The sequence below is a fragment of the Corallococcus terminator genome (genome assembly GCF_049194865.1).
In the GTDB taxonomy this organism is placed as follows: domain Bacteria; phylum Myxococcota; class Myxococcia; order Myxococcales; family Myxococcaceae; genus Myxococcus; species Myxococcus terminator_A.
The window spans coordinates 1-25334 of the sequence record NZ_JBLZWL010000132.1 but is presented as its reverse complement, the minus strand read 5'-3'; the positions used below and the strand labels follow the sequence as shown (position 1 = coordinate 25334).

General features: G+C 68.9%; 20 protein-coding genes. 10 read left to right on the top strand and 10 right to left on the bottom strand.

Annotated elements, in window-relative coordinates; translation table 11 throughout:
* The first annotated feature begins 41 nt into the window (after window positions 1–41).
* Genes ACN469_RS39490 through ACN469_RS39480 form a run of 3 tightly spaced genes read left to right on the top strand, consistent with a single transcriptional unit; the run spans window position 42 to window position 4046 of the window.
* Window positions 42–1529 (top strand): hypothetical protein, encoded by a 1488-nt coding sequence (locus ACN469_RS39490; RefSeq protein ID WP_498776843.1) that lies wholly within the window; start codon window positions 42–44, stop codon window positions 1527–1529.
* Between the two features lie 47 nt (window positions 1530–1576).
* Entirely contained in the window at window positions 1577–2680 is a 1104-nt protein-coding gene (locus tag ACN469_RS39485) for an imelysin family protein (protein WP_498776841.1), read from the top strand.
* 28 nt (window positions 2681–2708) lie between these two features.
* The gene (locus tag ACN469_RS39480) at window positions 2709–4046 is read left to right on the top strand and encodes a di-heme oxidoreductase family protein (RefSeq protein WP_498776839.1); all 1338 of its coding nucleotides are present in this window, start codon (window positions 2709–2711) and stop codon (window positions 4044–4046) included.
* A gap of 35 nt (window positions 4047–4081) precedes the next feature.
* Here ACN469_RS39480 and ACN469_RS39475 read toward each other — a convergent pair whose 3' ends face one another.
* The gene (locus tag ACN469_RS39475; RefSeq protein WP_498776837.1) at window positions 4082–4975 is read right to left on the bottom strand and encodes a LysR family transcriptional regulator; all 894 of its coding nucleotides are present in this window, start codon (window positions 4973–4975) and stop codon (window positions 4082–4084) included.
* 111 nt (window positions 4976–5086) lie between these two features.
* On the opposite strand from ACN469_RS39475, the gene ACN469_RS39470 reads away from it, so the two are divergent.
* Both ACN469_RS39470 and ACN469_RS39465 read left to right on the top strand, forming a co-directional pair.
* Window positions 5087–5977, top strand: a complete 891-nt coding sequence (locus ACN469_RS39470) for an SDR family oxidoreductase (RefSeq protein ID WP_498776835.1) — start codon at window positions 5087–5089, stop codon at window positions 5975–5977.
* 69 nt (window positions 5978–6046) lie between these two features.
* On the top strand, window positions 6047–6409 hold the full coding sequence (locus ACN469_RS39465) for a hypothetical protein (RefSeq protein ID WP_498776833.1): 363 nt from the start codon (window positions 6047–6049) through the stop codon (window positions 6407–6409).
* A gap of 342 nt (window positions 6410–6751) precedes the next feature.
* Here ACN469_RS39465 and ACN469_RS39460 read toward each other — a convergent pair whose 3' ends face one another.
* From ACN469_RS39460 to cysS, 6 genes are all read right to left on the bottom strand, one after another.
* Window positions 6752–8263, bottom strand: coding sequence for a hypothetical protein (locus ACN469_RS39460; protein ID WP_498776832.1), 1512 nt, complete (start codon window positions 8261–8263; stop codon window positions 6752–6754).
* Between the two features lie 71 nt (window positions 8264–8334).
* The gene (locus ACN469_RS39455) at window positions 8335–8853 is read right to left on the bottom strand and encodes a DUF507 family protein (protein ID WP_498776830.1); all 519 of its coding nucleotides are present in this window, start codon (window positions 8851–8853) and stop codon (window positions 8335–8337) included.
* A gap of 134 nt (window positions 8854–8987) precedes the next feature.
* On the bottom strand, window positions 8988–10928 hold the full coding sequence (gene uvrC, locus ACN469_RS39450; protein ID WP_498776828.1) for an excinuclease ABC subunit UvrC: 1941 nt from the start codon (window positions 10926–10928) through the stop codon (window positions 8988–8990).
* A 12-nt stretch (window positions 10929–10940) separates the two neighbouring features.
* Window positions 10941–13031, bottom strand: coding sequence for an excinuclease ABC subunit UvrB (gene uvrB / locus ACN469_RS39445; RefSeq protein WP_498776826.1), 2091 nt, complete (start codon window positions 13029–13031; stop codon window positions 10941–10943).
* Between the two features lie 84 nt (window positions 13032–13115).
* A complete protein-coding gene (locus ACN469_RS39440; protein ID WP_498776824.1) occupies window positions 13116–14813 on the bottom strand; it encodes a M28 family metallopeptidase in 1698 nt (565 codons plus the stop codon).
* Between the two features lie 44 nt (window positions 14814–14857).
* Window positions 14858–16336, bottom strand: coding sequence for a cysteine--tRNA ligase (gene cysS / locus ACN469_RS39435; protein WP_498776822.1), 1479 nt, complete (start codon window positions 16334–16336; stop codon window positions 14858–14860).
* A gap of 181 nt (window positions 16337–16517) precedes the next feature.
* Here cysS and ACN469_RS39430 point away from each other — a divergent pair, with 181 nt between their 5' ends.
* Window positions 16518–18350, top strand: a complete 1833-nt coding sequence (locus ACN469_RS39430; protein WP_498776820.1) for an FHA domain-containing protein — start codon at window positions 16518–16520, stop codon at window positions 18348–18350.
* On the opposite strand, the gene ACN469_RS39425 is transcribed toward ACN469_RS39430, so the two are convergent.
* Complete coding sequence (locus tag ACN469_RS39425; protein ID WP_498776818.1) at window positions 18325–18984, bottom strand: hypothetical protein; 660 nt, start codon at window positions 18982–18984, stop codon at window positions 18325–18327. The two genes, ACN469_RS39430 and ACN469_RS39425, sit on opposite strands and share 26 nt — an antisense overlap.
* Before the next feature lie 75 nt (window positions 18985–19059).
* The gene (locus ACN469_RS39420) at window positions 19060–19554 is read right to left on the bottom strand and encodes a CarD family transcriptional regulator (protein ID WP_047859039.1); all 495 of its coding nucleotides are present in this window, start codon (window positions 19552–19554) and stop codon (window positions 19060–19062) included.
* Between the two features lie 190 nt (window positions 19555–19744).
* On the opposite strand from ACN469_RS39420, the gene ACN469_RS39415 reads away from it, so the two are divergent.
* Window positions 19745–22204, top strand: a complete 2460-nt coding sequence (locus ACN469_RS39415) for a DNA internalization-related competence protein ComEC/Rec2 (protein ID WP_498776881.1) — start codon at window positions 19745–19747, stop codon at window positions 22202–22204.
* A 4-nt stretch (window positions 22205–22208) separates the two neighbouring features.
* Window positions 22209–22463, top strand: a complete 255-nt coding sequence (locus ACN469_RS39410; RefSeq protein ID WP_498776816.1) for a hypothetical protein — start codon at window positions 22209–22211, stop codon at window positions 22461–22463.
* A gap of 18 nt (window positions 22464–22481) precedes the next feature.
* Here the strand turns inward: ACN469_RS39410 and ACN469_RS39405 are convergent, their stop codons facing one another.
* Window positions 22482–23678: a carbohydrate-binding family 9-like protein gene (locus ACN469_RS39405; protein ID WP_498776814.1), complete on the bottom strand. Its 1197-nt coding sequence runs from the start codon at window positions 23676–23678 to the stop codon at window positions 22482–22484.
* Window positions 23679–23918: 240 nt separating this feature from the next.
* On the opposite strand from ACN469_RS39405, the gene ACN469_RS39400 reads away from it, so the two are divergent.
* Window positions 23919–24638 (top strand): hypothetical protein, encoded by a 720-nt coding sequence (locus ACN469_RS39400; protein WP_498776812.1) that lies wholly within the window; start codon window positions 23919–23921, stop codon window positions 24636–24638.
* A gap of 64 nt (window positions 24639–24702) precedes the next feature.
* Window positions 24703–25334 (top strand): YqjF family protein (locus tag ACN469_RS39395; RefSeq protein ID WP_498776810.1); only part of this gene is annotated, 632 nt, incomplete at its 3' end.

Sequence of the window (25334 nt, the reverse complement as noted above, 5' to 3'; positions counted from 1 at the left end):
TGCAAAATCAAAATCCCGAGCGTAGGGTGCGCGCCGCTCCGATGCGCCCACGCTCTTGCTTCGTCCGTAGCTCCCTGCTGCTCTGTTCCACCCTGCTGCTCTGCGCCGCGGAGGCCCGGGCCGAAACTCCGGCCGGCCCCCAGGCGGCGCCCCCGGCCTCCCAGGCCGAGCCCGCCGTGGAGCCGCCTTCCGCGCCTCAGCCTCAGGTGGAGCCCTCGCCCGCGCAGCCTGCTCCGGCCGTCGTGGAGCCCGCGCAGCCCGCTCCGGGTGTTCCCGCCGCGCCGCCGGCCTCCATGCCCCTGGGGCCTCCGCGTCCCAAGATTGACGTCTACGTCACGGCGTACGGTGAGTTGCAGTTCGCGTACTTCAACTACGGGTTGGACCAGAACCGGGCTGGCGGCGCGCAGCGCGACTCGCGCATCGAGTTCGACACCAACCGCTTCGTGATTGAAGTGAAGGGCGGCCTGCCCGAATACGGCCTCGAGGCGGAGGTCGAGGTCGAGTTCGAGCACGGCGGCACCGGCTCCGCGATGGAGCTGGAGTACGAGGAGTTCGGCGAGTTCGACCAGGAGCTGGACAAGGGCGGCGAAATCCTCGTCGAGGAGATGTTCCTCTCCAAGAAGCTGGGGAACAACGCCGCGCTCGCGGTGGGCCGCTTCTACGTGGCGGTGGGCACGCTGAGTGAGTTCTCTCGCCCCACCGACTACCTGGGCACCAACCGCGACGAAGCGGAGACGGGCATCATCCCCAACACGTGGGACGAGATGGGCGTGCGCCTGCGCTACAAATTCCCCTGGGGGCTGCGGCTCACGGGCCAGTTGGTGAACGGCCTGGACTCCACCGGCTTCAGCTCGCAGCTCTGGTCGGTGGGTGGTCACCAGCGCCGGTTCGAGGTGCAGCGGGCCACGGACATGGCGCTCGTCGTTCGCGCGGACGTCACGCACTTCGACGGCTTCACCTTCGGCGTGTCCGCGTATCGCGGAGACACCACGCGCAACCGGCCCAAGCCGGACCTGGTGAAGAGCTGCGAGGAGGCGAACCCCCGGGAAGTGGCGCCGTGCGGTTACGTGTCCGCGCCGCTGACGCTGCTGGACGCGCACCTGTCCGTGCGCAAGGGCCGCTGGAGCGCGAAGGGGTTGGTGATGTACGGCCACTTGAAGAACGCGGAGCTCGTCTCGCAGCGCAACGCGCGTCTGTCCAACCTGCTCGGGGTGATGCGCACGCCGGTGTCCGACCACGCGTTGGCCGTGTGGGGCGAGCTGGGCTACGACATCGCGACGGTGGTGGGGTTGAGCGACTCGCACCACCTGTTCCCGTTCGTCCGCTACGACTACGTGGACACGCAGTTCAAGCCGCGCGAGGAGCTGTTCGACAACCCGCGCTTCCGCCGCTCCGTCTACACGGTGGGCTTCGCCTACAACCTGATGAACGTGGCGTTCGCGAAGGTCGACTTCGGCCACCGCCGCCTGGGCTCCTCCGCCTTCCGTCCGGAGAACACCCTGCGCTTCGCCACCGGCTTCAACTACTGACGTCGGCCCGCGCCGGCGTTTCCCAAACCCCCAACGAAAGGTCAGTCATGAAGCGTATGTCCCTGCCCCTCCGCCTCGCGCTCGCGCCGGCGCTCCTGTCCAGCGCGCTGTTCCTCGGTGCCTGCGGCGAAGACTCCGACACGCCCAACGAGGGCGACTCCAAGGTCACCCAGGAGCTCGTCGTCACGTTCGCGGACAAGGTCGTGGTGCCGACCTACGCGCGGCTGGCCACGCGGCTCACCGAGCTGGACGCGGCCTGTGTCGCGCTGGCGACCGCGCCCACGGCGGAGAAGCTGACGGCGGCCAAGGCGGCGTGGCGGGCGTCGCGCATTCCCTGGGAGCAGAGCGAGGGCTTCCTGTTCGGTCCCGTGGACAGCTTCGGCTATGACCCGGCGCTGGACAGCTGGCCGGTCAGCCACACCGAGCTGGACGCGGTGCTGGCCAACAACGACGCCCTCACGCAGCAGTACGTGAGCAACCTCAAGAACGAGCAGAAGGGCTTCCACACGCTGGAGTACATCCTCTTCGGCAACGAGGGTGGCGCCAAGACGGTGGCCCAGCTCACGGCGCGTGAGCTCGAGTACCTCAAGGCCCTGTCCGCGGAGCTCAAGTCCGTGGGCCAGGCGCTGCACGGCTCGTGGGCCCAGTCGCTGGGCGGCAAGCCGCCGTTCCGTGACACGCTGGCGACCGCGGGTCAGTCGGGCAACTCCGCGTACCCGTCCGTGCAGGCCGCCGCGCAGGAGATGGTGGGCGGCATCACCACCATCCTGGATGAGGTCGCCAACGGGAAGATCGCCGACCCCTACACCACTCGGGATCCGGACGTGGTGGAGAGCCAGTTCGCGTACAACTCCCTGGAGGACTTCACCAACAACATCCGCAGCGTGGAGAACGCCTACCTGGGCCACCTGCAGGGTGAGACGAAGACGGGCAGCTCGCTGCGGGACGTGGTGGGCGTGGACAGCGCGCTCGACGTGAAGATCCGCCAGCAGATCGCCACGTCCATCAGCGCCCTGGCCGCCATCGCCGAGCCGTTCCGCGAGTCCATCAAGAACGAGACGGAGCGTCCCAAGATCGCGGCGGCGCAGGACGCCATCCGCACCCTGCACGACACCTTCCAGGGCGAGGTGCTGCCCCTGGTGACGAAGTAACGTAGGGTAGCGAGCGACGATGAACGCCATGCGACGTGCCGTGACGATGGGGGCCTTGCTGTTGTGGACCGCCAGCTGCGGAGAGGAGGCACCCGGTGTGCCTTTCGCTCCACCGAGGGCGGGCGGGGCCACCACCGTCGACAACCGCACGTCGCTGGCGTTCGCGCAGCCCGCGGCCAATCTGCGCCCTGAGTACGACCGACTGCACCGGGACGGCGACGCGGCCTTCGAGGCCATCTTCGTCCCGGCTCCGTCGCGACTGAATCCAGGGCTCGGGCCGACCTACAACAACGTCTCGTGCAACGGCTGTCATCTGCGCAACGGGCGCGGCATGCCGGTGATGGGGCCGACTGCTCAGCGCACCCAGCTCCTCGTGCGCGTAAGCCTCCCAGATGGCGTGCCCGAACACCCGCACGGCGCGGTGCCTGTCCCCGGCCTGGGGTTGCAGGTGCGTGACCAGGCCATCTATGGCAACACGCCGCCGGCCTCGCTCACGCTCTCCTGGGTGGAGAGCGCCGGAGAATACTCGGACGGCACGCCGTACTCGCTGCGCTCGCCGCGAGTGAACATCGCCCCGTCGGATGGCTCCGCCTTGCCGGAGCACATGCTGATGTCACTGAGGCTTCCTCCTCCCGTGTTCGGACTGGGGTTGCTGGAAGCCATTCCGCTCGAAACGCTTCGCGCGCTGCAGGACCCCGATGACCGGGACGGAGATGGCATCTCCGGGCGGATGAACGAGGTCTGGGACGCCGCGCTGCACACGCTCGTGCCCGGGCGCTTCGGGTGGAAGGCGAACAGCCCTCACCTGATTCAGCAGTCCGCCGAGGCGTACTTCAACGACATGGGCATCAGCAGTCCCCTCTTCCCGGAGCCCGACGGGACGCACGAAATCACGCCCGAAATCCTGGAGGCCGCCGTCTTCTATTCGCAGTCGCTCGGCGTTCCCGCGCGCACTGCGCTGGAAGACCCTGTCGTCCAACGCGGCGAGAAGCTGTTCCGCTCGCTGGGCTGCGAGTCCTGCCACCGCGAGACGCTCGAGACAGGCGCATCCGCCTACGAGGAGCTCGCCTTTCAGCGCATCCATCCGTACACGGACATGCTGCTGCACGACATGGGGCCGGAGCTCGCGGATGGAAGGCCGGATGGCGCGGCCACCGGCACCGAGTGGCGCACGCCCGCGCTGTGGGGCCTGGGGCTGACGCACACGGTGCTGCCCTACTCCGGGTTCCTGCATGACGGCCGCGCCCGGACGATTGAAGAGGCGGTGCTGTGGCACGGTGGCGAGGCCCTGTCCGCGCGTGATGGCTTCCGCGCGCTCTCCAGCGATGACCGCGCCGCGTTGATGAAGTTCCTCGGCTCGCTCTGACAGCGTGAGGGCGCGGGTCGGCACCGCGCTCCGGCTCAGGGCGAGAAGGGACGTTGCTTCAGCGACTCCAGGAGGAAGTCGCGGAACGCGACCACCTTGCGCGGCATGTGTCGCTCGGCGGTGGAGACGAACCAGACGTTCCCCCCGGGCATGCTCCACTTCGGCAGCACCGCGACGAGACGCCCCTCGGTGATGTCCGGCTCCGCCAGCATCGTGGGCAGGAAGCCGATGCCCGCGCCCAGGCGCAGCGTCTCCCGCATGAAGAACATGTCGTCGCACAGGATGGAGCCGCTCTGCGGAACGAGCATCGTCTCCCCTGGCCCCACCAGTCGGAAGGGCTTGGCGCTCCGGAAGGAGACCCACGTGTGACTGGAGAGCTCGCGGGGGTGGCGTGGGGTGCCTCGGCGCGCGAGGTACGCGGGCGAAGCGTAGAGGCGCAAGGCGAACGCGCCCAGGCGACGGGCACGCAGTGAGGAGTCCTTCAGCGAGGAGTTGGACAGTCGCAGGGCGGCATCGAAGCCCTCGGCGACCAGGTCCACGATGCGGTTGTCCAGGTGCAGGTCCACCTTCACCGCGGGGTAGCGCGCCACGAAACGGGTGATGACCTCCGCCAGCACCGTGGTGCCCCAGTCCACCACCGCCGTCAGCCGAAGCTCGCCCGAGGGCTCCTCCTCCAACTCCGGCAGCTCTCCCACCGACTTGCGCAGCGAGGCGAGCATCGGAGACACACGCTCATACAGCGCCTGCCCCGCGGTGCTGAGCGCCACCCGACGCGTCGTGCGGTGGATGAGTTGGACGCCCAGCGAGGACTCCAGACTGGAGATGCCTCGACTCACCGAGGACTTCGGCATGCCCAGCTTCTTCGCGGCGGTGGAGAAGCTGGCTCCTTCGGCGACGGCGACGAAGAGCGCGAGCTGGTTCAGGTCCATTGTTCCTCCGGTGGAACAGTATGCTCCATGAGACCGCATTGTGCAGGACGGAGTCGGGGGATTAACCCTGGGGTGTTCGCTGATTTCACCTCGCAACCCCGGAGAGTTCCCATGTCCGCCACCCTGCTCGTCACCGGCGCGTCCGGCCACCTTGGCCGTCGCGTCGTGGAGTTGCTCCTGGAGTCCCACCAGGGCTCGCTCATCGTCACCACCCGGGAGCCGTCGAAGCTCGCGGACCTCGCGGCTCGCGGCGTCACCGTGCGCAAGGCGGACTTCGATGATGCGAAGTCCCTCGATGCCGCCTTCACGGGCGCGGAGCGTCTGCTGCTCATCAGCACCGACTCGCTCGATGTCCCCGGTCGCCGCATCACCCAGCACCAGAACGCCGTGGACGCCGCTCGCCGCGTCGGTGTCCGGCACATCGTCTACACGTCCCTCACGCGTCCCGAGCCGGGCTCCCCCGTCACCTTCGCGCAGGACCACTGGCAGACGGAGCAGGCCCTGGCGAAGAGCGGGCTGGGCTACACGGTGCTGCGCAACAACCTCTACGCGGACCTGCTGCTGCACAGCCTCCCGCAGGCCATCGCGACGGGACAGCTCGTGGCCGCCACCGGCACGGGCTCGACGGCGTACGTCGCCCGCGAGGACTGCGCTCGCATCGCCGTCGCCGCGCTGACGTCCACTTTCGATGGCAAGCGCACGCTGGAAGTGACGGGCCCCTCGGCGGTGAGCCACGCGGAGCTGGCGCGACTGGCGAGCGAGCTGTCCGGTCGCCCCGTTCAGTTCGTTCCCGTGGATGCCGCGAGCCTTCAGGCGGGCATGGTGTCCCACGGGCTTCCGGCGCCGCTGGCGGAGGCCTATGCCTCGTTCGACGTGGCGGTGGCGCAGGGACGCATGGGCGAGGCGACGGGAAGTGTCGCGGAGCTCACGGGGCGGGCCCCCACCAGCGTGGCGAGCTTCCTGACGAGCCATCGCGAGACGCTCAAGGCCGCCGCGCGCTGAGGTACCGGACACCGGGGACGCGGGGGAGGGAAAATTGACGGAGTGCTACGGGCCTGTAGCGTCGAGGCCATGCCCCCTCTCGCCCTCGCCGCCCCCGTGCTGTCGCGCCAGGCCGACCCGGTCCGAGTGGCCGCCGAACGCCTGGCCCGTGCCCTCCCCGCGCGCACCGATGCCGCCGTGCTCGTCGAGCTGCTCGAGGACGACTTGAGGGAAGGGCTGGATGCGCTCGGCGACGTGGAGGCCCACTTCTCGGACCTGCTCGGCACGCTGCGCACGGGGCCGCTGACGCCAGTGAATCTGGTGAACGCGGGAGATGACCCGCGCGTCCTCGAACGGCTCGACTACCTCCAGCAGCTGGTGCTCAACCTCCGCAAGCGACTGGCCCAGGCCGCCGCCATGGCGCGGCAGACGCCCCCTTCGCGCACTCGCTGAGCAACACCCGCGAGCCAGTCCTCGACAGTGTCGAGTAGTTGACACGACGCGCCCGCGTTGGGCGAACAGCGCCTCACGCGAACCTGGGCGGCGAGGCGCGTCCAGCGACGACCAGCGCCGCGGAATCCAAAGCGCCAACCCTTGAGGGCCGCCCGTCGCGGCCCCTGGTTCGTGGGCGTACCCGCCATGGCGCCGCGTCCATGGCCGCCAGGGCGACTCGCGCGCCCCAGCCCGCTGAAGCTCCCTTCGCTCCTCAGTTCGCGGGCGTTCCCGCCATGGCGTCGCGTCCGTGGCCGCCAAGGCGACTCGCGCGCCCCAGCCCGCTGAAGCTCCCTTCGCTCCTCAGTTCGCGGGCGTTCCCGCCGGTGCCGCTCCCGCCGCGGGCGCCACCGTGGAGCCCACGCCTGTCGCGGGCGCCGCGTTGCCCGGCGTCGGCGTGGCGGGCAGCCCCGTGGCCGGCGCCGCGTTCAACGGCGTGGGTGAACCCAGCAGCGGTGGCGCCGACGCGGCATTGAGCGGCGCCGGAGCCCCCAGCAGCGCGGTGGGCGGTGTCGCCGAGTCGGCGTTCAGCGGCGGCGCGGTGCCGATGATGCCCGGGCTCACCTGCGCCGTACCGGAGAACGCATCGAAGCTGGGCGCCGACAGCGACGGCACGGAGAACGAGCCCGTCGTCGACAGGTTCGCCGGAGTCCCGAAGGCGCTCACCGAGGAATTCACACTCGGAGCCGCCGTGCCCGGTACCACCGTCGGATTCGTCGTGAATCCCGGGCTCAGCGCGGGCGTCCCGGGCAGCACCGTCGAACTGTTCACCGGTGGATTCGCCGCACTGGAGATGGGAGAGACGCCACTCGTCACCTCGGGCTCTCGCGGCGCCACGAGGACATTCGCCCCGGTGCCCAACGTGGCTCCACCCTCCGTCACCACCTGGCCATCACTTCCCCCCACGCGCACCCGCGTGGTGCCCTCGGGAATGACCAGCGACGCGTCCTGTCCGGCCGTGGCCGTCGTCGACAACCCACTGCCTCCCGTGCCTTGTTGCGGCCGCACCGGCGCGGGCGGAAGCAGGGGCGGCACGCCGGGATAGACACTCGCCGGTACCGGCGTCAGCAGATACGGATCTCCCGTCACGTTGCCCGTGTTCTCCACCACCGGCACCGAGCGCATGGACACCCCATCCACGTTGATGGCCACGTCCTCGAAGATGAACTGGAGGAACCCTCGCGGCTCCGCCTCCGGCGGCAGGTTCCACACGAGCACCACCAGCTCCGTGTCCCCCACGCGCGCCTGACGCAGCATCCGGTGCGTGTCGTCGTCCGCGAACGCCCCCGCGTCCAGCGCCCCGACATGCACGAAGGCCGTGTCCGTCAGCAGCCGCCCGTTGCGCCACACGCTGCCCACGCCCCACACCGCCACCGCGGCATGAGTCCGGGTCATCGCGGACCACCCCAGCCCGCTGTCGCCGTAGAGCGGCACGTTCAGCAGCACGCCGCCGCCCACCGTATGCGGCGGAGGAGGAGGGAGCGGCCGGGAGGGCGCCTGTCCAAGGGCCTGGGCGGGCGGGAAACCGGCCTGGGACAGCTCCACCCGGTAATCGGTGGCCCCCAGCCGGAACGACGCGGAGAAGGCCGCCTTGTCGCCGTACGTGGCCTCCGGGAGGTCCACCCGGTCCTCGACGGTGAGGTCCGCGCTCCCTCGGCCGGTTTCGGCCAGGTCCGTGAAAGGCAGCGGTCCCTGGATGAAGAAAGCGTCCGGCTGCTCGGTCCTCGCGCTGGCCTGCCGGCCCTCGAACGTGAACCCGCCTGGCCCCGCGGCCAACAACCCGGACAACAGAAACGTGGTGAGAGGTCCCGCCATCGACGCTGCCTCCTTGTAAAACAAGGTAGGCAGCGGAGCGGGGAACGGCAGTCCCCTCTCCCCAAGAAGAACTAGATGAGGCCCCGAGCCCGGCGGATCTGCTCCACCGTCTTGTTGTACTCGATGTCGAAGGCGCTGGTGCCCTCCTGCAGGTGCTTCAGCCGGGAGCGAGCCTCCTTGTCGATCTCATCGTCCACGTCCAGATGGTGCTTCATCACCGCGAAGACCTTCTGACGAATCACGTTGTCAGGAGCGAAGACCTCCTCGACGTTCCGGCTGATGAGGAGGAATTCGATCATCTGGTTGATGACGAACTCGATGCCCTCGTCCCCCATCTTGAAGCCGCGGACATCCGCCATCTCGCGCTTCACCTGGTTGAACTTGGAGTAGTCATATCCGCGACGCTCCAGGGCCTCTCGCGTCGCCTGGTTCACACGCTCTTCGTTCGCCAGGTACTCACGCATGATGGCCGACAGGTCCATCTCGGCGTCCGCCACGCGCATCGGCTCCACCTCGATGTCCGCATCCTGCATGAGCCGCTGAATCGCTTCTCGCGAGATGATCGGGATCACCTTCGGATACAGCCTCATGTCGGTCCCTCGCCCTCTTTGGACGGCTCGAATCGTCAACCGCTATAAATCAGCGCCGAGCCCAGTCGCAATTAAAAACCCCAGGAACGTCGCGGTTCCAGCGCACTTCCCCCGCAGTCCGAAGTGGAAATTAATCACGCGGCACCGGGTGGCGACCCTCCCCGCGATTTTTCGTTCGCCGGTTCGACGGCGTCGTCGAGGGATGCTTCCCGGACAGGGTCCTCGGCCTCTTCGTCAGGGTGTCCGTGAAGCCCCGCATGGACACGCTCCGCGACAGCCGGGCCCACCACTTCGGCCAATTCCTCGATGCTCGCCTCGCCCACGCGCTTGAGTGAACCGAAGTGCCGCAAGAGCGTCTTGCGCCGCACCTCCCCCACCCCCGGAATGTCCTCCAGCGCCGAGCGCACCCGGCTCTTGCGCATCACCTGCTTCTGGAAGGTGATGGCGAAGCGGTGCGCCTCGTCCCTCAGGCGCGTCAGCATGAACATCTCCGCCGAGTTCTGCGCCAGGACGATGGGGTCCTTTCGCCCCACGACGAACACCCGTTCGGGGCTGCGAGCGCTCTCCGCGTCCCGGTCGAAGACCTCCAAGTCCCGGCTCTTGGCCAGGCCGACGACGTCGACGGCGTCCACGCCCAGGTCCTTCATCGCGGCGTGAGCGCTGGCGAGCTGCCCCTTGCCGCCGTCGATGACGAGCAGATCCGGCAGATCGCCGTCCTCCAGCCCGCGTTTGAGGCGCCGCGTCACGACCTCGTACATGCTGGCGAAGTCGTCCTGCTTCTCCAGCGTCTTGATCTTGTACTTCCGGTACCGGGACTTGTCCGCTTCGCCGTCCGTGACGGCCACCTGCGAGGCGACGATGGCAGAGCTCTGGAAGTGCGAGATGTCGAAGCACTCCATGCGGCGCGGAAAGTTCTTGAGGCCCAGTCGCTGTTGGAGCCGCGAGAGCACCTGGTCCGTCTCGTCCTTGGTGCGGCGGCGCTCGATGAAGGCCTGTTCGGCGTTCTTCACCGCCATCTGCACCAGCTCGTGCTTCTCCCCTCGCTTGGGCACCAGCACGCGCACGCGCTCGCCCTTCCGCTCGGAGAGCAGGCCCTCCAGGCCCTCGGTGCCGTCCTCGGGGTCCAACGGCAGCAGCACCTCCTCCGGCACGAAGCTGCCCTGGTCGTAGTAGAGGTTCACGAACGAGGCGAGCAGCTCCTCGTTGGGGAACTCCTGGTTGCCGAAGGGGAACGCCTGGCCGCCGTTGAGCCGGCCCTGCCGCACCCAGAGGACGTAGAACATGATGCGGTCGCCTTCGCGGAACAGCGCGAAGACGTCCTGGTCCTTGAAGTCGGTGGTGGCGATCTTCTGGCGCTCCAGGCTGCGCTCAATCGCCAGGAGCTGATCTCTCACCCGCGCGGCCTCCTCGAACTTCAGCTCCTGGGCGGAGCGCTTCATGCGAAGGCGAAGGCCCTCCACCAGCTCGCTGGCCTTGCCCTCCAGGAACATCACCACCTCGTCCACGCTGCGGTGGTAGTCGTCCTCGGGCACCGGGTGGACGCAGGGCGCCGGGCAGCGGCCAATCTGGAACAGCAGACAGGGCCGCTTGCGGTTGGCCAGCACGTGGTCCGTGCAGGTGCGCAGGCGGAAGTAGCGGTTGATGATGCGCAGCGTCTCGCGGATGGCGCCCGCGCTGGAGTACGGGCCGAAGTAGCGCGCGCCGTCGCGCTCGTACTTGCGCACGACTTCCAGGCGCGGGTACGCGTGGGTGCGGTCCAGGCGCAGGGAGATGAACTGCTTGTCGTCCTTGAGCAGGACGTTGAAGCGCGGCCGGTGCTTCTTGATGAGCTCGTTTTCGAGGAGCAGCGCCTCCTTCTCGTTGTGGACGAGCACCGTGTCGAGGTCGCCGAGCAGCTCGTCCAGCAGCGACACGAAGACGCGCGTGTCCCCGGTGCGCGTGAAGTACGAGCGCACGCGGCTGCGCAGGTTGATGGCCTTGCCCACGTAGATGATTTGACCCCGGCGGTCCTTCATCAGGTACACGCCGGGCTCGGTGGGAAGGGCGTCGAGCTTCTCCTGGAGCTTCACGTCCATGGCAGACGACTCCTAGCGGCGCCCTCGCGCCCGGCCGCCCTTGCCCCGTCCGCGCTTCGGGGCTTCGTCCTGCGCCTTCGCCGGCCCCTTCAGCAGGAAGCGTGAGGCGGGCTTGAGCCCCAGGTCCATGTCCTTGAGCAGTTGGACCTTGTCCCGGTACTCGGCCGCCTTCTCGAACTCCATCGACTCAGCGGCGCGCTGCATCTCCTCGGTGAACTCCTTCACCAGCCGCTTGATCTCCTTCGCGTCGAGCACGTCGTCCTCACCCTCGGCCGCCATGGGCAACGTGCCGCCCTCCGCGTCGTAGGCGTGCTCGGAGAGGTCGGTGATGTTGCTCTTGACGGAGCGAGGGGTGATGCCGTGGTCCTTGTTGTGCTGCCGCTGGATTTCGCGGCGGCGCGTCGTCTCCTCCAGCGCATTCTTCATCGAGTCGGTGATGGAGTCCGCGTACATGATGACGCGGCCATTCAGGTTGCGCGCGGCGCGGCCGATGGTCTGGATGAGCGACACGCGGCTGCGCAGGAAACCCTCTTTGTCCGCGTCGAGGATGGCCACCAGGGACACCTCGGGGATGTCCAGGCCCTCGCGCAGCAGGTTGATGCCCACCAGCACGTCGAACTCGCCCTTGCGCAGGTCGCGGATGATGGCCATGCGCTCAATCGCGTCGATGTCCGAGTGCAGGTAGCGCACGCGCACGCCCACGTCCGCGTAGTACTCGGTGAGGTCCTCGGCCATGCGCTTGGTGAGGGTCGTCACCAGGACGCGCTCCTTGCGCGCGACGCGAAGGCGCACCTCCTCGAGCAGGTCATCCACCTGATTGCCGACCGGGCGCGTCTCCACCTCCGGGTCCGTCAGGCCGGTGGGACGGATGATCTGCTCCACCACGACGCCCTGGGACTTCTGGAGCTCGTACTCGGACGGCGTGGCGGAGACGAAGACCGCCTGGGGTACCAGCTCCTCGAACTCACCAAACTTCAGCGGGCGGTTGTCCAGCGCGCTGGGCATGCGGAAGCCGAAGTTGACCAGCGTCTCCTTGCGCGCGCGGTCTCCTCGGTACATCGCGCCAATCTGCGGCACCGTCTGGTGGCTCTCGTCGAGGAAGACCAGCAGGTTGCGCGGGAAGTAGTCGATGAGGCACGGGGGCGGCTCGCCCGTGGCACGGCCCGAGAAGTGCCGCGAGTAGTTCTCGATGCCGTTGCAGTAACCGACCTGTTCAATCATCTCCAGGTCGAACATCGTGCGCTGCTCCAGCCGCTGCGCCTCCAGCAGCTTGCCCTCGCGCTTGAAGGTCTGGAGCTGCTCGGACAGCTCGTCGCGGATGGTCTGCAGCGCGCGCTTGCGCATGTCCTCGCCCGCGACGTAGTGGCTGGCGGGGAAGATGACGATCTTGTCCAGCGTGCCCAGCGTGACGCCGCGCAGCGGGTCGAACTCGGTGATTCGCTCCACCTCGTCGCCGAAGAAGCTGATGCGCACCGCGCGCTCCTCCTCGTAGGCGGGAAACACCTCCACGGTATCGCCGCGCGTGCGGAAGGTGCCTCGGTGGAAGTCCATGTCGTTGCGGTCGTACTGGCCCTCCACCAGTCGGCGCATGAACGCGTCGCGCCCCATCTCCCCGCCCACGTCCACTCGCACCGCCAGGTCCACGTAGCTCCGGGCCGCGCCCAGGCCGTAGATGCAGGACACGCTGGCCACAATCACCACGTCGTCGCGCGTGCGCAGCGAGTGGGTGGCCGAGTGGCGCATCCGCTCGATGTTGTCGTTGATGGACGAGTCCTTCTCGATGAAGGTGTCCGACGACGGGACGTAGGCCTCGGGCTGGTAGTAGTCGTAGTACGAGACGAAGTACTCGACGGCGTTGTGGGGGAAGATGCCCTTGAACTCGCCGTAGAGCTGGGCGGCCAGCGTCTTGTTGTGGGCGATGACCAGCGTAGGACGCTGCACCTTGGCGATGATGTTCGCCATGGTGAACGTCTTGCCGGACCCCGTGACGCCCAGGAGCGTCTGGTAGCGGTCGCCCCGCTGCACGCCCTCCGTGAGCTCGCCAATGGCCCTGGGCTGGTCGCCCTCGGGCTGGTGGTCGCTGACGATCTGGAACTCAGGCATATCCGCGAGGTTTAACACCCTCGCGGGGCGAAACACTGGACATTTGTACCCGCCCGTCGAGCGGCGGACGGAGCGCTTCCCGTCCTACTTCGATGCCCCCTCGGAGGGGGGCGTCCGGGGGGCCTTGAGCGCCTCCAGCGCCTCCAGCCGGGCGGCCTCGAACTCGTCCCCCTTGTTCCAGCGCGGCAGCTCCGTCGCGCGCGCGACATGGGCTCCGAGCAGGAAGAACAGGCGCGCATCCTCCACCGCGCCCGTCATGTCCCAGTCCGGACGCAGCTCGTCCGAGGGCTGGTGGTAGTGCTTCGCCTCCCACGCCTCGCGCTGCTGCCGGCCCCAGCCTTCCGGGCGACCGATGAAGTCCATGCCGCTGCCGAAGTAGGCGGCGGGGATGCCGCGCCGCGCGAAGTTGAACTGGTCCGAGCGGTAGAAGAAGCCCCGGTCCGACAGCTGGTCCGCCTTCACCACACGGCTCTGCGTCTTCGCCAGCGCGGTGATGACGCCGTCCAGGCTGGACTTGCCTAGGCCGATGACGGTGATGTCGCGCGTGCGGCCGTGGATGTTGGCGCCGTCGATATTCACATTGGCGGCGATGCGGCCAGCCGGCACGGGCGGGTGCTCGGCCAGGTACTGCGAGCCCAAGAGCCCCTGCTCCTCCGCGGCCACCGCGGCGAAGAGGATGGAGCGACGCGGCGCCCGAGGCATCGCGCGATAGGCCCTGGCCACCGCCAGCATCGCGGACACACCCGCCGCGTTGTCGAGCGCGCCGTTGTAGATGGTGTCCTCGCCCGGCTTGCCCCCCTCCTTCTTGCCCAGGTGGTCGTGGTGCGCGCTGTAGAGCACCACCTCGCCGGACAGCTTCGCGTCACTGCCGGGCAGCATCGCCAGCACGTTGGCCGTGGGCCGACGACGCACGTCGTTGGCGAAGCGCGTGGACACCGTCACGCCCAGCGGCACCGGCTGGAAGTCGCGCGACTGCGCGGAGGCCCGGAGCGTCTCCAACTCGCGTCCCGCGAGCTGCAACACCCGGCGCGTGGCGTCCTCCGTCGTCCACGCCTTCACCTGGAGACGAGGACCGGAGGTCGCGGGCAGCTCGAACTGCTCGCCCGTCCACGACGACTGCACCACCTGCCACGGATAACCCGCGCTGGCGGTGGTGTGGAGGATGATGGCGCCCGCCGCGCCGACCTTCGCCGCCTGCTCGTACTTGTAATCCCAGCGGCCGTACCAGAGCCGCGTGCGGCCCGCGAAGAGGTTCGGATCATCCTCCGGGTCGCTGTTGAGGATGAGCAGCGTCTTGCCGCGCAGGTCCATCCCCTTGAAGTCGTCCCACGCGTACTCGGGCGCCTGGATGCCGTAGCCCACGAAGACCAGCTCGGACGCCTCCAGCTTCGACTCCGGCACCTGCACGCCCGACACCGCGATGAAGTCCTCGTGGAACTTCAGCTCCGCCGTGCCCAGCGGCGCGCGAAGGGACATCGTCTCCGGATGGCCAGTGACGCCCACCAGGTCGAACGGCTGGAAGTACGTGCCGTCCGTGCCCGCGGGCTTCAACCCCAGCGACTCCAGCTGCGCGGCGATGTACGCCTGTCCCAGCGCGTCGCCCCGGGTGCCGGGGCCTCGGCCCTCGAGCAAATCATTCGCGAGGAAGCGCACGTGCGCGCGCAACACGTCCGGGTCGATGCTGCCCGCGGCGGCCTTCTCCGCGGGAGTGCTCAAGGGCACGCGCTGCGCGAGCGCGGGAACGGACGTCAGGGCCAGGAACAGTGACAGCAGGTGCTTCATGGTGCCCCGAGCCCTAACACGAAGGCCCAGGGCACCGCAGCCCTTCAGCCCTGCGCGGTCGCCACCTTCCACGAGGTGCCACCAGCCGTATCCATGATTTCCACGCCCTTCTCCTTCAGCGTGGCCCGCACCCTGTCCGCCGCGGCGAAGTCCTTCGCGGCCCGAGCGGTCGTCCGCTCACCGAGCAGCCGTTCGACCTCCGCCACGTCGATGCCGCGCTCGCGAACCGCGCGCTCACGACGGCGAAGGAGCCACGCACTCGGGTCGTCCTCGAACAGGCCAAGCACGCCGGACACCTTGCTCACGTCCCCGCGCAGCGCCTGGAGCGTGCGCCCCACCATCGGCTTGTCCTTCACCGGCGGCTTGTCGGCCAGCTCGTTCATCAGATTGAAGAGGCCTGACAGCGCGCTCATGCCACCCGCGCTGTTGAAGTCGTCGTCCATGGAGGACTCGAACTCCGTGAGGAAGCGATGCGGCTCGCCGTGGAGCGCGCCCGTGCCGAAGTCCTTCCCGGCGACGCGCTCGTCCACCTTGCGCAGCGTCTCGTAGAAGTACTCCATGCGCGCCTCCGCGTCGGCCAGGGCCTTGTCGGAGAAGCTGAGCGGATGGCGGTAGTGCGTGGAGATGAAGAAGAAGCGCAGGGCCTCCGCGTCCACCTTCTCCAGCGCGTCGCGCAGGCGCACCACGTTGCCCAGCGACTTGGACATCTTCGCGCCTTCGAGGTCCAGGAAGCCGCAGTGCATCCAGTACTTCGCGAACGGCTGGTCGTTGGCGGACTCGCTCTGCGCGATTTCGTTCTCGTGGTGGGGGAAGATGAGGTCCAACGCCCCGCCGTGGATGTCGAACGTCTCGCCGAGGTACTTCGCGCTCATCGCGGAGCACTCGATGTGCCAGCCGGGGCGCCCAGGGCCCCACGGGCTCTCCCACGCGGGCTCGCCTGGCTTGGCGGCCTTCCACAGCGCGAAGTCGAGCGGCTCGTGCTTCAGGTCCCCGGGCTGCACGCGCTCACCGACACACAGCTCATCCAGGTGCCGCTTGGACAGCTTCGCGTAGTCCTTGTCCGCGCTCACCGAGAAGTACACGTCGCCGTGGGACGCGTACGCGAAGCCCTTGTCCACGAGCTTCTGGATGATGGCGATGATTTCGGGGAGGTGGTCGCTCACCTTCGGCGCCACGTCCGGCTCCTGCATGTGGAGCGCCTTGGCGTCCTCGCGAAAAATCTCGACGAAGCGCGAGGCCAGCGCCACCGGGGCCTCGCCCGTCTCATGCGCGGCCTTGATGATCTTGTCGTCCACGTCCGTGAAGTTCCGGACGTAGCGAACCTTCAGGCCCCGGTACCGAAGGTAGCGGACCACCACGTCGAAGGACGTGAAGGTGCGAGCATTCCCGATATGAATGTAACTGTAGACAGTGGGACCACAGACATAGACCCCAACGCAGCCCGGGACGGCGGGCTCCAGCGGCTCCTTCTGCATGGTCATCGTATTGAAGAGCCGGATGGGTGAGGGAGTCACTTGCGCCATTCCTCCTGGGGTCCGTCTTTGTGCGTGTGGCCGCCACTCTAGATTCGCGGTCCCTGAACAGGCCAGCATTCACGAGGTCCTTGGTGCCGGGAGCGCCCGGAATCCATCGGACCTGGACAACTTCGGACGACCCGGGCCTGAGAACCTTCCAGCCGGTCCTCAATCAGCGAGAATGGTGTTCATGGCTCCACCGAATCCCAAGCGCCCGCCCCGCCCTCCCCGTCCGCCGGGTACGCAGGCGCCGAAGGAGCCCGAGGTGGAGCTGCCCTTCGACGACGATGAAGTGGCGCCCCTCCAGGCCGACGACCCCCGCCCCCAGCGCGTGCCCCAGTTCCCAGCGGGCTCGCGCAAGGGACGCTCGAAGAGTGGAGGCAAGGGCCGGGAGAAGAACGACCGGGAGCTGTCCGGCCGGTTCGACTGGGGCAGCGAGTACTCGAACCCTGGCCATCCACCGGCCTTCCTCTACGTCGAGCGCGGCCCTGGCGTGGGCCAGCTCGTGCCCGTGCAGCAGGGAGCGTTGGTCCTGGGGCGCTCGTCTTCGTCGGACCTGCGGCTCCAGCATCCGTCCATCAGCCGGCGCCACGCGCAGATAACCCGTCAGGGCGACCAGGTCTTCATCAAGGACCTGGGCAGCCAGAACGGCACCTTCCTCAATCGCAACCGCGTCACCGCCGAGGTCGAGGTGATGGGGGGTGACGAAATCTCCCTGGGCAACGCGATGCTGCGGCTGCGCGGCCCTGGAGGCACGCCCGCCGCCGGCATCCCCGCCCTGAGCGGAGCCATGGCCGAGCCGCTTCCGCGCAAGCGCGGTCTGGGCCCCTGGGGCGTGGGACTCATCGCCGCGGGCCTGGGCTCCACCGTGGCGGCGCTCATCACCGTGCTCGCGGTGGGACTCAGCTCGAATCGAACCGAGACCCCTGACGAAGCAGGGCGCACGGGGGGCTCGGCGTCCACGCGAGGGCAGACCTCGCCGTCGGAGAAGCTCGCCACGGATGACGACCGCCCCCTCCTCATCGACACGGGCAATGCGCGTCCCACCGAGGCCGCGACGGCCCCTTCGCGCACCGCCGAGCCTCTTGTCGGCGAGACGCCGGCGAGGACTCCTCGAAGTGGCACCGAGCGCGAGGAGCCTCGCGCCGCCCCCCGGAATGAGCAGGGGCGGACGACCGCGTCAGCGAGCGATGATTCACGCACCTCCGACAAGGTCCGCCCGTCGCAGGGAGGCACGGGAAGCTCCACGGGCCTGAGCGCGCGAGACATCGCCGCGGCGAGCACCTCCGGGCGTGCGGCACAAACCGATGCGTCCGCGAGCCTGAATGCTCGGGACGTCGCCGCTCGGGCTGCGCGGACCGACACGGACTCGCCCCCGGAACCGCGTGCGGCGACGCTGGCCACGGGCTCCACGCGAGCGACGCAGCCAGACACCTCCGCATCGACCGCGAGCCTGAGCGCCAGGGACCTGGCCACGGGCGCGGTCCGCGCGCCGGTGCGTGGGACCCGCGATGCAACGGAAGAAGTGGCCGCGTTCCAGTCCGTGTCCGATGACGACTCCGCGTCCGCCGAGAAGATCGTCACGACCACGAAGGTCCGCGACAGCAAGCCCCTGGGCCCCGCGACGGAAGCGGAGGTCCTCCGGCTTTATGAGACGGGTGACGTGACGTCCGCACTGGAGCTGGCGAAGTCCGGTCGCTTCACCACGCTGCACGCAAAGTTGGTCCGCTTCGACTCCGCGGGCAGCGAGGCGCGCAAGGCGCTGGCGAAGGGCGACACGGTTCGCGCCATCTCCCACCTCACCATCGCCGTCAACGTCGACCAGGAGCTGTCCCAGGGTTGGAGTCGACTGAGGCCCCAGCTTCGCGCGCAGCTCTCGACGCTGTATGTCCGCTCGGGCGCGGACCACCTGAAGGCGCAGCAGCCAGACGCGGCCCGCTCGGCTTTCGAGCAGGCCCTCAAGTACGACGCGGGCAACCGCAGGGCCACCGAGGGACTCAGGCGGCTCGAACAGGCGCCTTGAGCGCCTTGTAGAGCAGCGCCGCGTTGAGCACGGCGAAGGCGAGCAGCGCCAGACAGGTCAGGAGCCGTCCACGGTCCTCGCCTGGCCGCTCGCCCTCGATGAGCAGCCACAGCTTCCCTTCGTGAGGCTGGAGTTCGCCCATGCTCCGCAGCAACGCGAGCGCATCCTGGTAGCGCGGCGCCTCCGCTTCCGACAGCAGGCGCCCCCGGATGCCGAAGGGCCGCGAATCGGGCGGCGGCGGCGGCCGTCCAGGCACCCAGTCCTCGCCCGGCAAGGCAGGCCGGCGGACGACGAAGGGCGACTCGCGCAGCCCCACCAGGACGAGCAGCGCGCTTCCGTCCTGCTCGTAGGCACCTCGCGCAGTGGGCACGCCATGCACCTGCGCGTAGCGGTTGGAGGCGAGCGCGTCGAAGCGGTAGTCCCCCTCCACACCCAACGTCAGCGGCACGGGCGAGGAGAAGAAGTACGCCAGCTCCCGCCGCTGCATCACCAGCAGCGAGAGGCTCACCACGATGCCCATCACGGACGCCAGCGGCCTGACGCCGACGCGGCGCCGAGCGAGCCGCGACTCGAGCTCTGCGATGCGTGCGTCCCGCTCGGCCTGGGCCAGGGAGGAGGAAGGCGACTCGTTCATGACGTGAAAAGACGAAGCCCCGGACTCCCTACGAGGGAACCCGGGGCTGGAGTCTCGGGCTGGAGCCCGTGACGCTCAGGCGAGATTGAAGATCTTCTTCAGGTCCGACTCGATCTCTTCCTCGGTGCAGTCCTTGGCCAGCGACAGCTCCTTGATGAGCAGCGAACGCGCCGTGTCGAGCATCTTCCGCTCGCCGAAGGACAGGTCCTTGTCACCCTTCAGCAAGTACAGGTCGCGCAGCACTTCGGCGATCTCAAAGACGGAGCCCGTCTTGATCTTCTCCATGTACTCCCGGTAGCGCCGGTTCCAGGTCGTGGAGTCGACCGAGATGTCCTTCTCCTTGAGGATGGAGTAGACCTGCTTGACGTCCTCCTCGCTGATGATCTCGCGGAGGCCGACCGATCCGACCTTGTTGATCGGGATCATGATCCGCATCCCGTTCTCCAAGATGCGCAGCACGTAGAACGACTGGCGCTGCCCGGCCACTTCGGTGTGCTCGATCCCCATCACTTCACCGACGCCCTGGCCCGGATAAACCGCCTTGTCACCAGTCTTGAAGCTGGTCTGCACTAACTGCCTCCTTGAAAGACTCGCTTCCGGCCTTCCATCAACAAGCCGGGCACTACTACCACAAACCACATCAACGGGCAACGATATCGCCTTGACCACCCAGGACGCGCCCGACTACGTTGTCGCTTTTCATACGCGATCTCGCTCGGTGTACGAGCCAGCGTGACGGACGGTGTTGGGCGGGGTGGTGGTGGATCGTTACGCGTGGCGCGACCTGGGGACGCGTCCCCTTTTCTTTCCCTCGTTGAGCTTGCTGCTGGGCGCTCTCTGGTCTCCCGGAACGGACGGCCCGGCGGAGCTATTTCTGGTCTGCGGGGTTTTCCTGGGAGCGGTCAGCCTGGGGCTCGCACGCCTGCCTGGTTCCCATCTGGCGGTGCTGGGCGCACTCTGGATGGCCGGAGCAGGGCTCGCGCGGTGGGAATCCCGCGTCGAAATCCCCGAGGCCCTGGCGAGGGGTGGCGATGCCGTGGTGGAGGGCGAAGCCGAGCGGGTGGACCGCCTGGACGACGTCACGCGGGTGCGACTGGTGGTGGCGCGTGCGGGGCCCGAGGACGGGGTGCTCGAGAGCGCCCGCTTCAAGCTGAACCTGACGCTTCGCGGAGCACCGCCGCCGCTGCTTGCCGGACAGCGCCTCAGGGTCCGGGCTCGACTGACTCCCGACACCCCCGCGGCCAATCCTGGCGAGAAGGACTTCACGTCCGTCCGTCGTCGGCAGGGCGTGGCCTTCACGGGGGCGGCGGACGCCAAACGCCTGCTCGTGCTGTCCCTGGCGCCCACGTGGCGATGGTCGATGGAGGACACGCGGGAGCGGCTGGCCGAGGCGACCCACCGCGTGGCGCCCTCACGAGACTCCGCGGCCCTCTTCCTCACGCTGGCCGCGGGGCGGCGCGCGGAGCTGGATGCCGACTGGGAGGAGGCCTTCTCGCGAGCGGGCCTCGCGCACGTGCTGAGCGTAAGCGGCTTGCATGTCGCGGCCCTCGCCTTGATGACCCTCGCGCTGTTGCGCCGGCTGCTGGTGCGGGCTGGCGCTCGGTGGCGGAAGCTGGATGCCCGGCGGGTGGCGGCGCCCGCGGCGGTGCCGTTCGTCTGGGCCTACGTGTTGTTCACCGGCAGCCAGCCTCCCGCGGTGCGCTCGGCGGTGATGGCGACGGTGGTGCTGCTGGGGCTGGCGTGGTGGAAGCGCGCGGACGGGCTGAATGGCCTCTGCGCCGCGGCGCTGGTGTTGGTGATGTGGGCCCCCTCCAGCGTGGAGGACCTGTCGCTGAGGCTGTCGTTCCTCGCGGTGCTCGGGCTGGTGCTGCTCGTGCCGGCCATGCGCCTGGCCCTCCCCTTCGCGAAACCGGACCCACGTGAGCCGCGCCGCTGGGCCCGACTCTGGGGACAGGGACGAGAGACCATGGCGCAGACCTTGTGCGCGAGTGCCGCCGCCACGCTTTCGGGACTGCCCGTGGCGGCCTCTGCCTTCGGGCGGGTGAGCCTGGCGGGGCTGCTCTCCAACGTCATCGCCCTGCCCCTCTGCGGCCTGCTCACGGGGCTCGCGGCGGGTGGGGCCGCGCTGTTCGTGGTGGCGCCACCGCTTGCGACTCCCGTGCTGTGGCTGGGCGCGTGGGCGTCGGAGGCGCTGCTGTGGATCACCCGCGTGTTCGCGGCCATGCCCCTGGCGTCGGTGGAGGTGCCTCCGCTCGGCGGCTGGTCCGCGCTGTATGCCTTCGGACTGCTGACGTGGGCCCTGGGCTCGGGCCGGTGGCGCGCGTGCGGCTGGCTCGCTCCCGTGGCACTCGTCGCGGCGGCCCTCGTCCCCAGGCTCGCGCCCGAGCCGGGCCTGCGCGTCACCTTCCTCTCCGTCGGCCAGGGCGACGCGGTGGTGCTCAGCTCGCGCGGACACCACGCGCTCGTGGATGGAGGCGGCTCGCCGAACGGCGCGGACACGGGCGTCCGCTTCGTCCTCCCCTATCTGCGACACCAGGGCATCTCCACGTTGGACCTGGCGGTGCTGTCCCATCCCCATCCTGACCATGCGCTGGGGCTCATCTCCACGCTGGGGCACGTGCCCACCGCGCGGCTGTGGCTGCCGGCCGGCGACGAGGGCGGGCCGCTGTCACGTCAGGTGGTGGCGGCGGCGCGCGACGCGAGCGTGGAGACGGTGGAGGCCGGACATCCCTCGCTGCGCCTGGGCGAGGCGACGCTGGAGGTGCTGGGGCCACCCGGAGCAGAGGAGCGCGAGCTGCTGGAAGGCGTGAATGACCGCAGCGTGGTGCTGCGCGTCCGGCACGGGGACGTCACGGTGTTGCTGCCCGGGGACATGGAGCACGACGCCGAGGCGCTGCTGACGGACACGCTGGAGCCGGTGACAGTGTTGAAGGCGCCGCACCACGGCTCGCGCACCTCCTCCACCCAGGCCCTGGTGGACCGCATCCGGCCGCGTCACGTCGTCTTCTGTGTCGGCCGACGCAACCGCTTCGGCTTTCCCCACCCGGAGGTGGAGGCGCGCTATCGGGCCGCGGGCAGCGAGTGTTGGCGGACCGACATCGACGGCGCCGTCACGGTGGAGAGTGACGGCGAGGATGTTCGGCTGGTCCCCCACCTGACGCGCGAGCCAGCGGTGGAAGACGCGCGACTTGCCGTTGGTGCGAGCCATTCCCACCGTTGAGTCGATGAATCCCGAGGACATCGACCTGCGGCAGCTGACGGCGGACCTGAAGGACGCGCTGGGCCCTGGAGAGCCCGTGGGCTACCTGCGCGGCAAATCACTCATGCGGGACCTGCTCGTGGACCTGAAGGGCTACTCCCAACAGGCGTCCGAGGAGCTCATCGACACGCTGGAGCTCCAAGGCTTCCTCCGCTTCCTCGGGGACCCTTCGGAGCGCTCCGTGGCGGACGCCCAGTGGGACATCACTCCGCACGCGTGAGCGCGCGGGGCCGGTGACTCACTGGAAGGTCAGCCACGCGAAGCGCGGCAGCGCATGGAAGTCGCCGACGAAGAGGGGCGAGAAGGCCTGCCCCTCCACCGTGCGCCGGCCGTGGTGCTCCAGCCGGTAGAGGTTGAAGCGCCAGCGCTCGCCGGGGCGCGGCGGCACGTTCGGCACCTCGGCGAGCTTCGCGAAGGGAATCCGCAGCTCCACGGACCAGCCGTCGTCCTTGTCGGACGCGTCGTCCAGCGTGCCTCGGACCTTCACCGCGGACGTCATCCCCGAGTCCCAGGACAGGTCCATCCCCTGCCGACGCGCGGGGAAGTACGCGTCGAAGTTGACGTTGTGCGGTGACACCTGGAGCTCGTTGTACGTGCGCCCGTCCGCATTGGCGTCGAGGAAGATCTCCACCACCTCCTGCTCGTAGATGGGGTCATCGCGCTTGCGCAGCGTGCCCCAGACGTCGGGGTCCTCGCAGTCGAAGGCCACGTAGAGGAACGCGTCGTCGTAGGCGAGCCGCGCCTCGGTGCGCGGCTTCACCGGGCGACCATCGAAGCTGCCCCGCAACACCACGGGCGTGGCCGTCTTCCAGACCGCGTCGTCGAGCACGCCGTCGATGGTGGGCGCGGCGCTCGCCCTGCGGACGACATACTCGGGCAGCTCTGGAGCCGCGCCGCCCAGCTGCGGGCCGAGCATCCGGTGAGAGCCGTCATGCGAGGCGACCTCATCCACGGGCAGCCGCTCGTCGCCCCGCCAGAAGCCCAGCATGGCCCGGGAGGGCACGGGAGGCATCGGCACGGAGTGGACGTCCTCGATGACCTTGTCCACCGGCCACGAGGCCAGCGGCGCGGCGCCATCCTGAATCTCGTGGTCCGCGTTGACGAGCATTCCCCCCGTCGCCACGTCCACCACGTGGACGAAGAAGCCATACCCCTGCGGGGGCGGACGCTTCGCCTGGAAGTAGTGCGCCAGTCGGACCTGCTCGCCCGGCGCGGCATTCGGGGGCGTCACCTTCGAGCCCAGGTACACCACCGAGCCTCCAGCGAACGTGGCGCCGCCGCGGAACGTCAGGTCCGAGGGCGCGGCGTCCAGGACGCGGGCCTTCGCGGGCTCGGGCAGGCGGGACGGGCGCGGCTTGGGGCCCGCCTGTTCATCGCGGCACGCGGCCACGAGGCACGAGAGGGTCAGGAGAAGGACGGTGAAGGGGGTGCGCATCGGCGGCGCGCATCCTAGCGACTTCACGGTGGGGCGTGGGCCCGTTCGCCATGGGGGAAGCCCTGGCGGCCCTCCACGCACCCGCCCGGCCGACCCCTCTGCGTCCCATTCGCGAGGCGCAGGCTCCATCTTCCCTCCGGGACATCACGGGAGGTCTCGCTCATGTCGCGACGACGCGTGCCCGCTCCGATGGCCCTGCTCCGCGCGGTGATGACTCCTCCACCGCGGTGAAGGATGGCCATGGAAACGGACACGCCTCCAACGGTTCCGCACGAGCTTCGGAAGGAAATCGCGGACGCGCTCCTCCACCTCCGCCCCGCGCACGAGCGGCGCCGGGAGTACGTGCTGGAGCTGTTGGCCACCGTGCTGCTGGCGCTCGCCACCGTCGGGTCCGCCTGGACGGCCTACCAGTCGACCCGGTGGAGCGGTGAGCAGTCCTTCCAGTACAGCAAGGCGAACGCGCTGCGCGCGGAGTCGGTGCGCGCCTCCACCGAGATGGCGCTGATGGTGGAAATCGACACCAGCCTCTTCGAGAGCTGGGCTGACGCGTGGACCGACGGCGACACGCGACGGACCGAGTTCTTCGAGCGGCGCTTCCGCGAGGAGTTCCGGCCCGCCTTCGAGGCCTGGCGCGCGGAGGCGACCCATCCGGACGAGGCTCCGGGGGGAACCCCCTTCACCCGCCCCGAGTATCACCCCGCCCCGCTCGACAAGAGTCGGGAGCTGGCCGACCAGGCCTCTCAGTACTTCGAGAGCGCGCGGCAGTCCAACCAGCACGGCGACAACTTCACCTTCTGCGTCGTCCTCTTCGCCTCGGTCCTCTTCTTCGCGGGCGTGTCGACGAAGCTGCTCCACCCATCGCTGAAGGTCTCCCTCCTCGCCCTGGCCACGGTGATGATGGTGGTGGCGATCCTCTACATGTTCTCCCTCCCACAAAACATCGGCTTCCGAATCCAGTAAGCCCGGGTTCCGACAAGGCCGCGCGGAGCGGGACAGCGTGGCGTGGAGCGCATTACGAAGGGGCATGCGCCCCTTCCTCACGGCCACGTGGCGGTACCTCGTGATGCTCAACTACGAGGTGGACCCGAAGGTGCTCGCGCCGCTCGTGCCACGCGGCACCGAGCTGGATACGTGGAACGGCAGGTCCTTCGTCAGCATGGTGGGCTTCCGCTTCCTCGACACCCGCGTGCGGGGACTCGTGGTGCCCTTCCACCGGGACTTCGACGAGGTGAACCTGCGCTTCTACGTGCGCCACCTGGGCCCCGAAGGCTGGCGGCGCGGCGTGGCCTTCGTGCGAGAGCTGGTGCCCCGGTGGGCCATCGCCACCGTGGCGCGCGTCGTCTACAACGAGCCGTATCTCGCGCTGCCCATGCGGCACGTCGTGGAGATGGAGGGCGCCGAGCAGGGCACTCCGGGTCGACTCGAATACGCCTGGAAGCACGAGGGCCGCTGGCACCGGCTCGCGGCTCACACGCGCGGCACGCCCACCGCCAGCACCCCGGGCTCGCAAGAAGAGTTCATCACCGAGCACTACTGGGGCTACACGCCTCAGCGCGACGGCGGCTGCGCGGAGTACCGCGTGGAGCACCCGCGATGGTCCGTGTGGCAGGCGGACGACGTGGCCTTCGAGTGCGACGTGGCGAGTCTGTATGGCGA

What these genes read in the sequence shown, in the direction of transcription:
- ACN469_RS39455 (WP_498776830.1), bottom strand. Translation starts at nt 8,853, where the DNA reads ATGAGGCTGTATCCGAAGGTGATCCCGATCATCTCGCGAGAAGCGATT.
- uvrB (WP_498776826.1), bottom strand. Translation starts at nt 13,031, where the DNA reads ATGCCTGAGTTCCAGATCGTCAGCGACCACCAGCCCGAGGGCGACCAG.
- ACN469_RS39465 (WP_498776833.1), top strand. Translation starts at nt 6,047, where the DNA reads ATGCCCCCTCTCGCCCTCGCCGCCCCCGTGCTGTCGCGCCAGGCCGAC.
- ACN469_RS39460 (WP_498776832.1), bottom strand. Translation starts at nt 8,263, where the DNA reads ATGGCGGGACCTCTCACCACGTTTCTGTTGTCCGGGTTGTTGGCCGCG.
- ACN469_RS39405 (WP_498776814.1), bottom strand. Translation starts at nt 23,678, where the DNA reads ATGCGCACCCCCTTCACCGTCCTTCTCCTGACCCTCTCGTGCCTCGTG.
- uvrC (WP_498776828.1), bottom strand. Translation starts at nt 10,928, where the DNA reads ATGGACGTGAAGCTCCAGGAGAAGCTCGACGCCCTTCCCACCGAGCCC.
- ACN469_RS39425 (WP_498776818.1), bottom strand. Translation starts at nt 18,984, where the DNA reads ATGAACGAGTCGCCTTCCTCCTCCCTGGCCCAGGCCGAGCGGGACGCA.
- ACN469_RS39430 (WP_498776820.1), top strand. Translation starts at nt 16,518, where the DNA reads ATGGCTCCACCGAATCCCAAGCGCCCGCCCCGCCCTCCCCGTCCGCCG.
- ACN469_RS39440 (WP_498776824.1), bottom strand. Translation starts at nt 14,813, where the DNA reads ATGAAGCACCTGCTGTCACTGTTCCTGGCCCTGACGTCCGTTCCCGCG.
- ACN469_RS39490 (WP_498776843.1), top strand. Translation starts at nt 42, where the DNA reads ATGCGCCCACGCTCTTGCTTCGTCCGTAGCTCCCTGCTGCTCTGTTCC.
- ACN469_RS39410 (WP_498776816.1), top strand. Translation starts at nt 22,209, where the DNA reads ATGAATCCCGAGGACATCGACCTGCGGCAGCTGACGGCGGACCTGAAG.
- ACN469_RS39400 (WP_498776812.1), top strand. Translation starts at nt 23,919, where the DNA reads ATGGAAACGGACACGCCTCCAACGGTTCCGCACGAGCTTCGGAAGGAA.
- ACN469_RS39475 (WP_498776837.1), bottom strand. Translation starts at nt 4,975, where the DNA reads ATGGACCTGAACCAGCTCGCGCTCTTCGTCGCCGTCGCCGAAGGAGCC.
- ACN469_RS39480 (WP_498776839.1), top strand. Translation starts at nt 2,709, where the DNA reads ATGCGACGTGCCGTGACGATGGGGGCCTTGCTGTTGTGGACCGCCAGC.
- ACN469_RS39470 (WP_498776835.1), top strand. Translation starts at nt 5,087, where the DNA reads ATGTCCGCCACCCTGCTCGTCACCGGCGCGTCCGGCCACCTTGGCCGT.
- ACN469_RS39485 (WP_498776841.1), top strand. Translation starts at nt 1,577, where the DNA reads ATGAAGCGTATGTCCCTGCCCCTCCGCCTCGCGCTCGCGCCGGCGCTC.
- cysS (WP_498776822.1), bottom strand. Translation starts at nt 16,336, where the DNA reads ATGGCGCAAGTGACTCCCTCACCCATCCGGCTCTTCAATACGATGACC.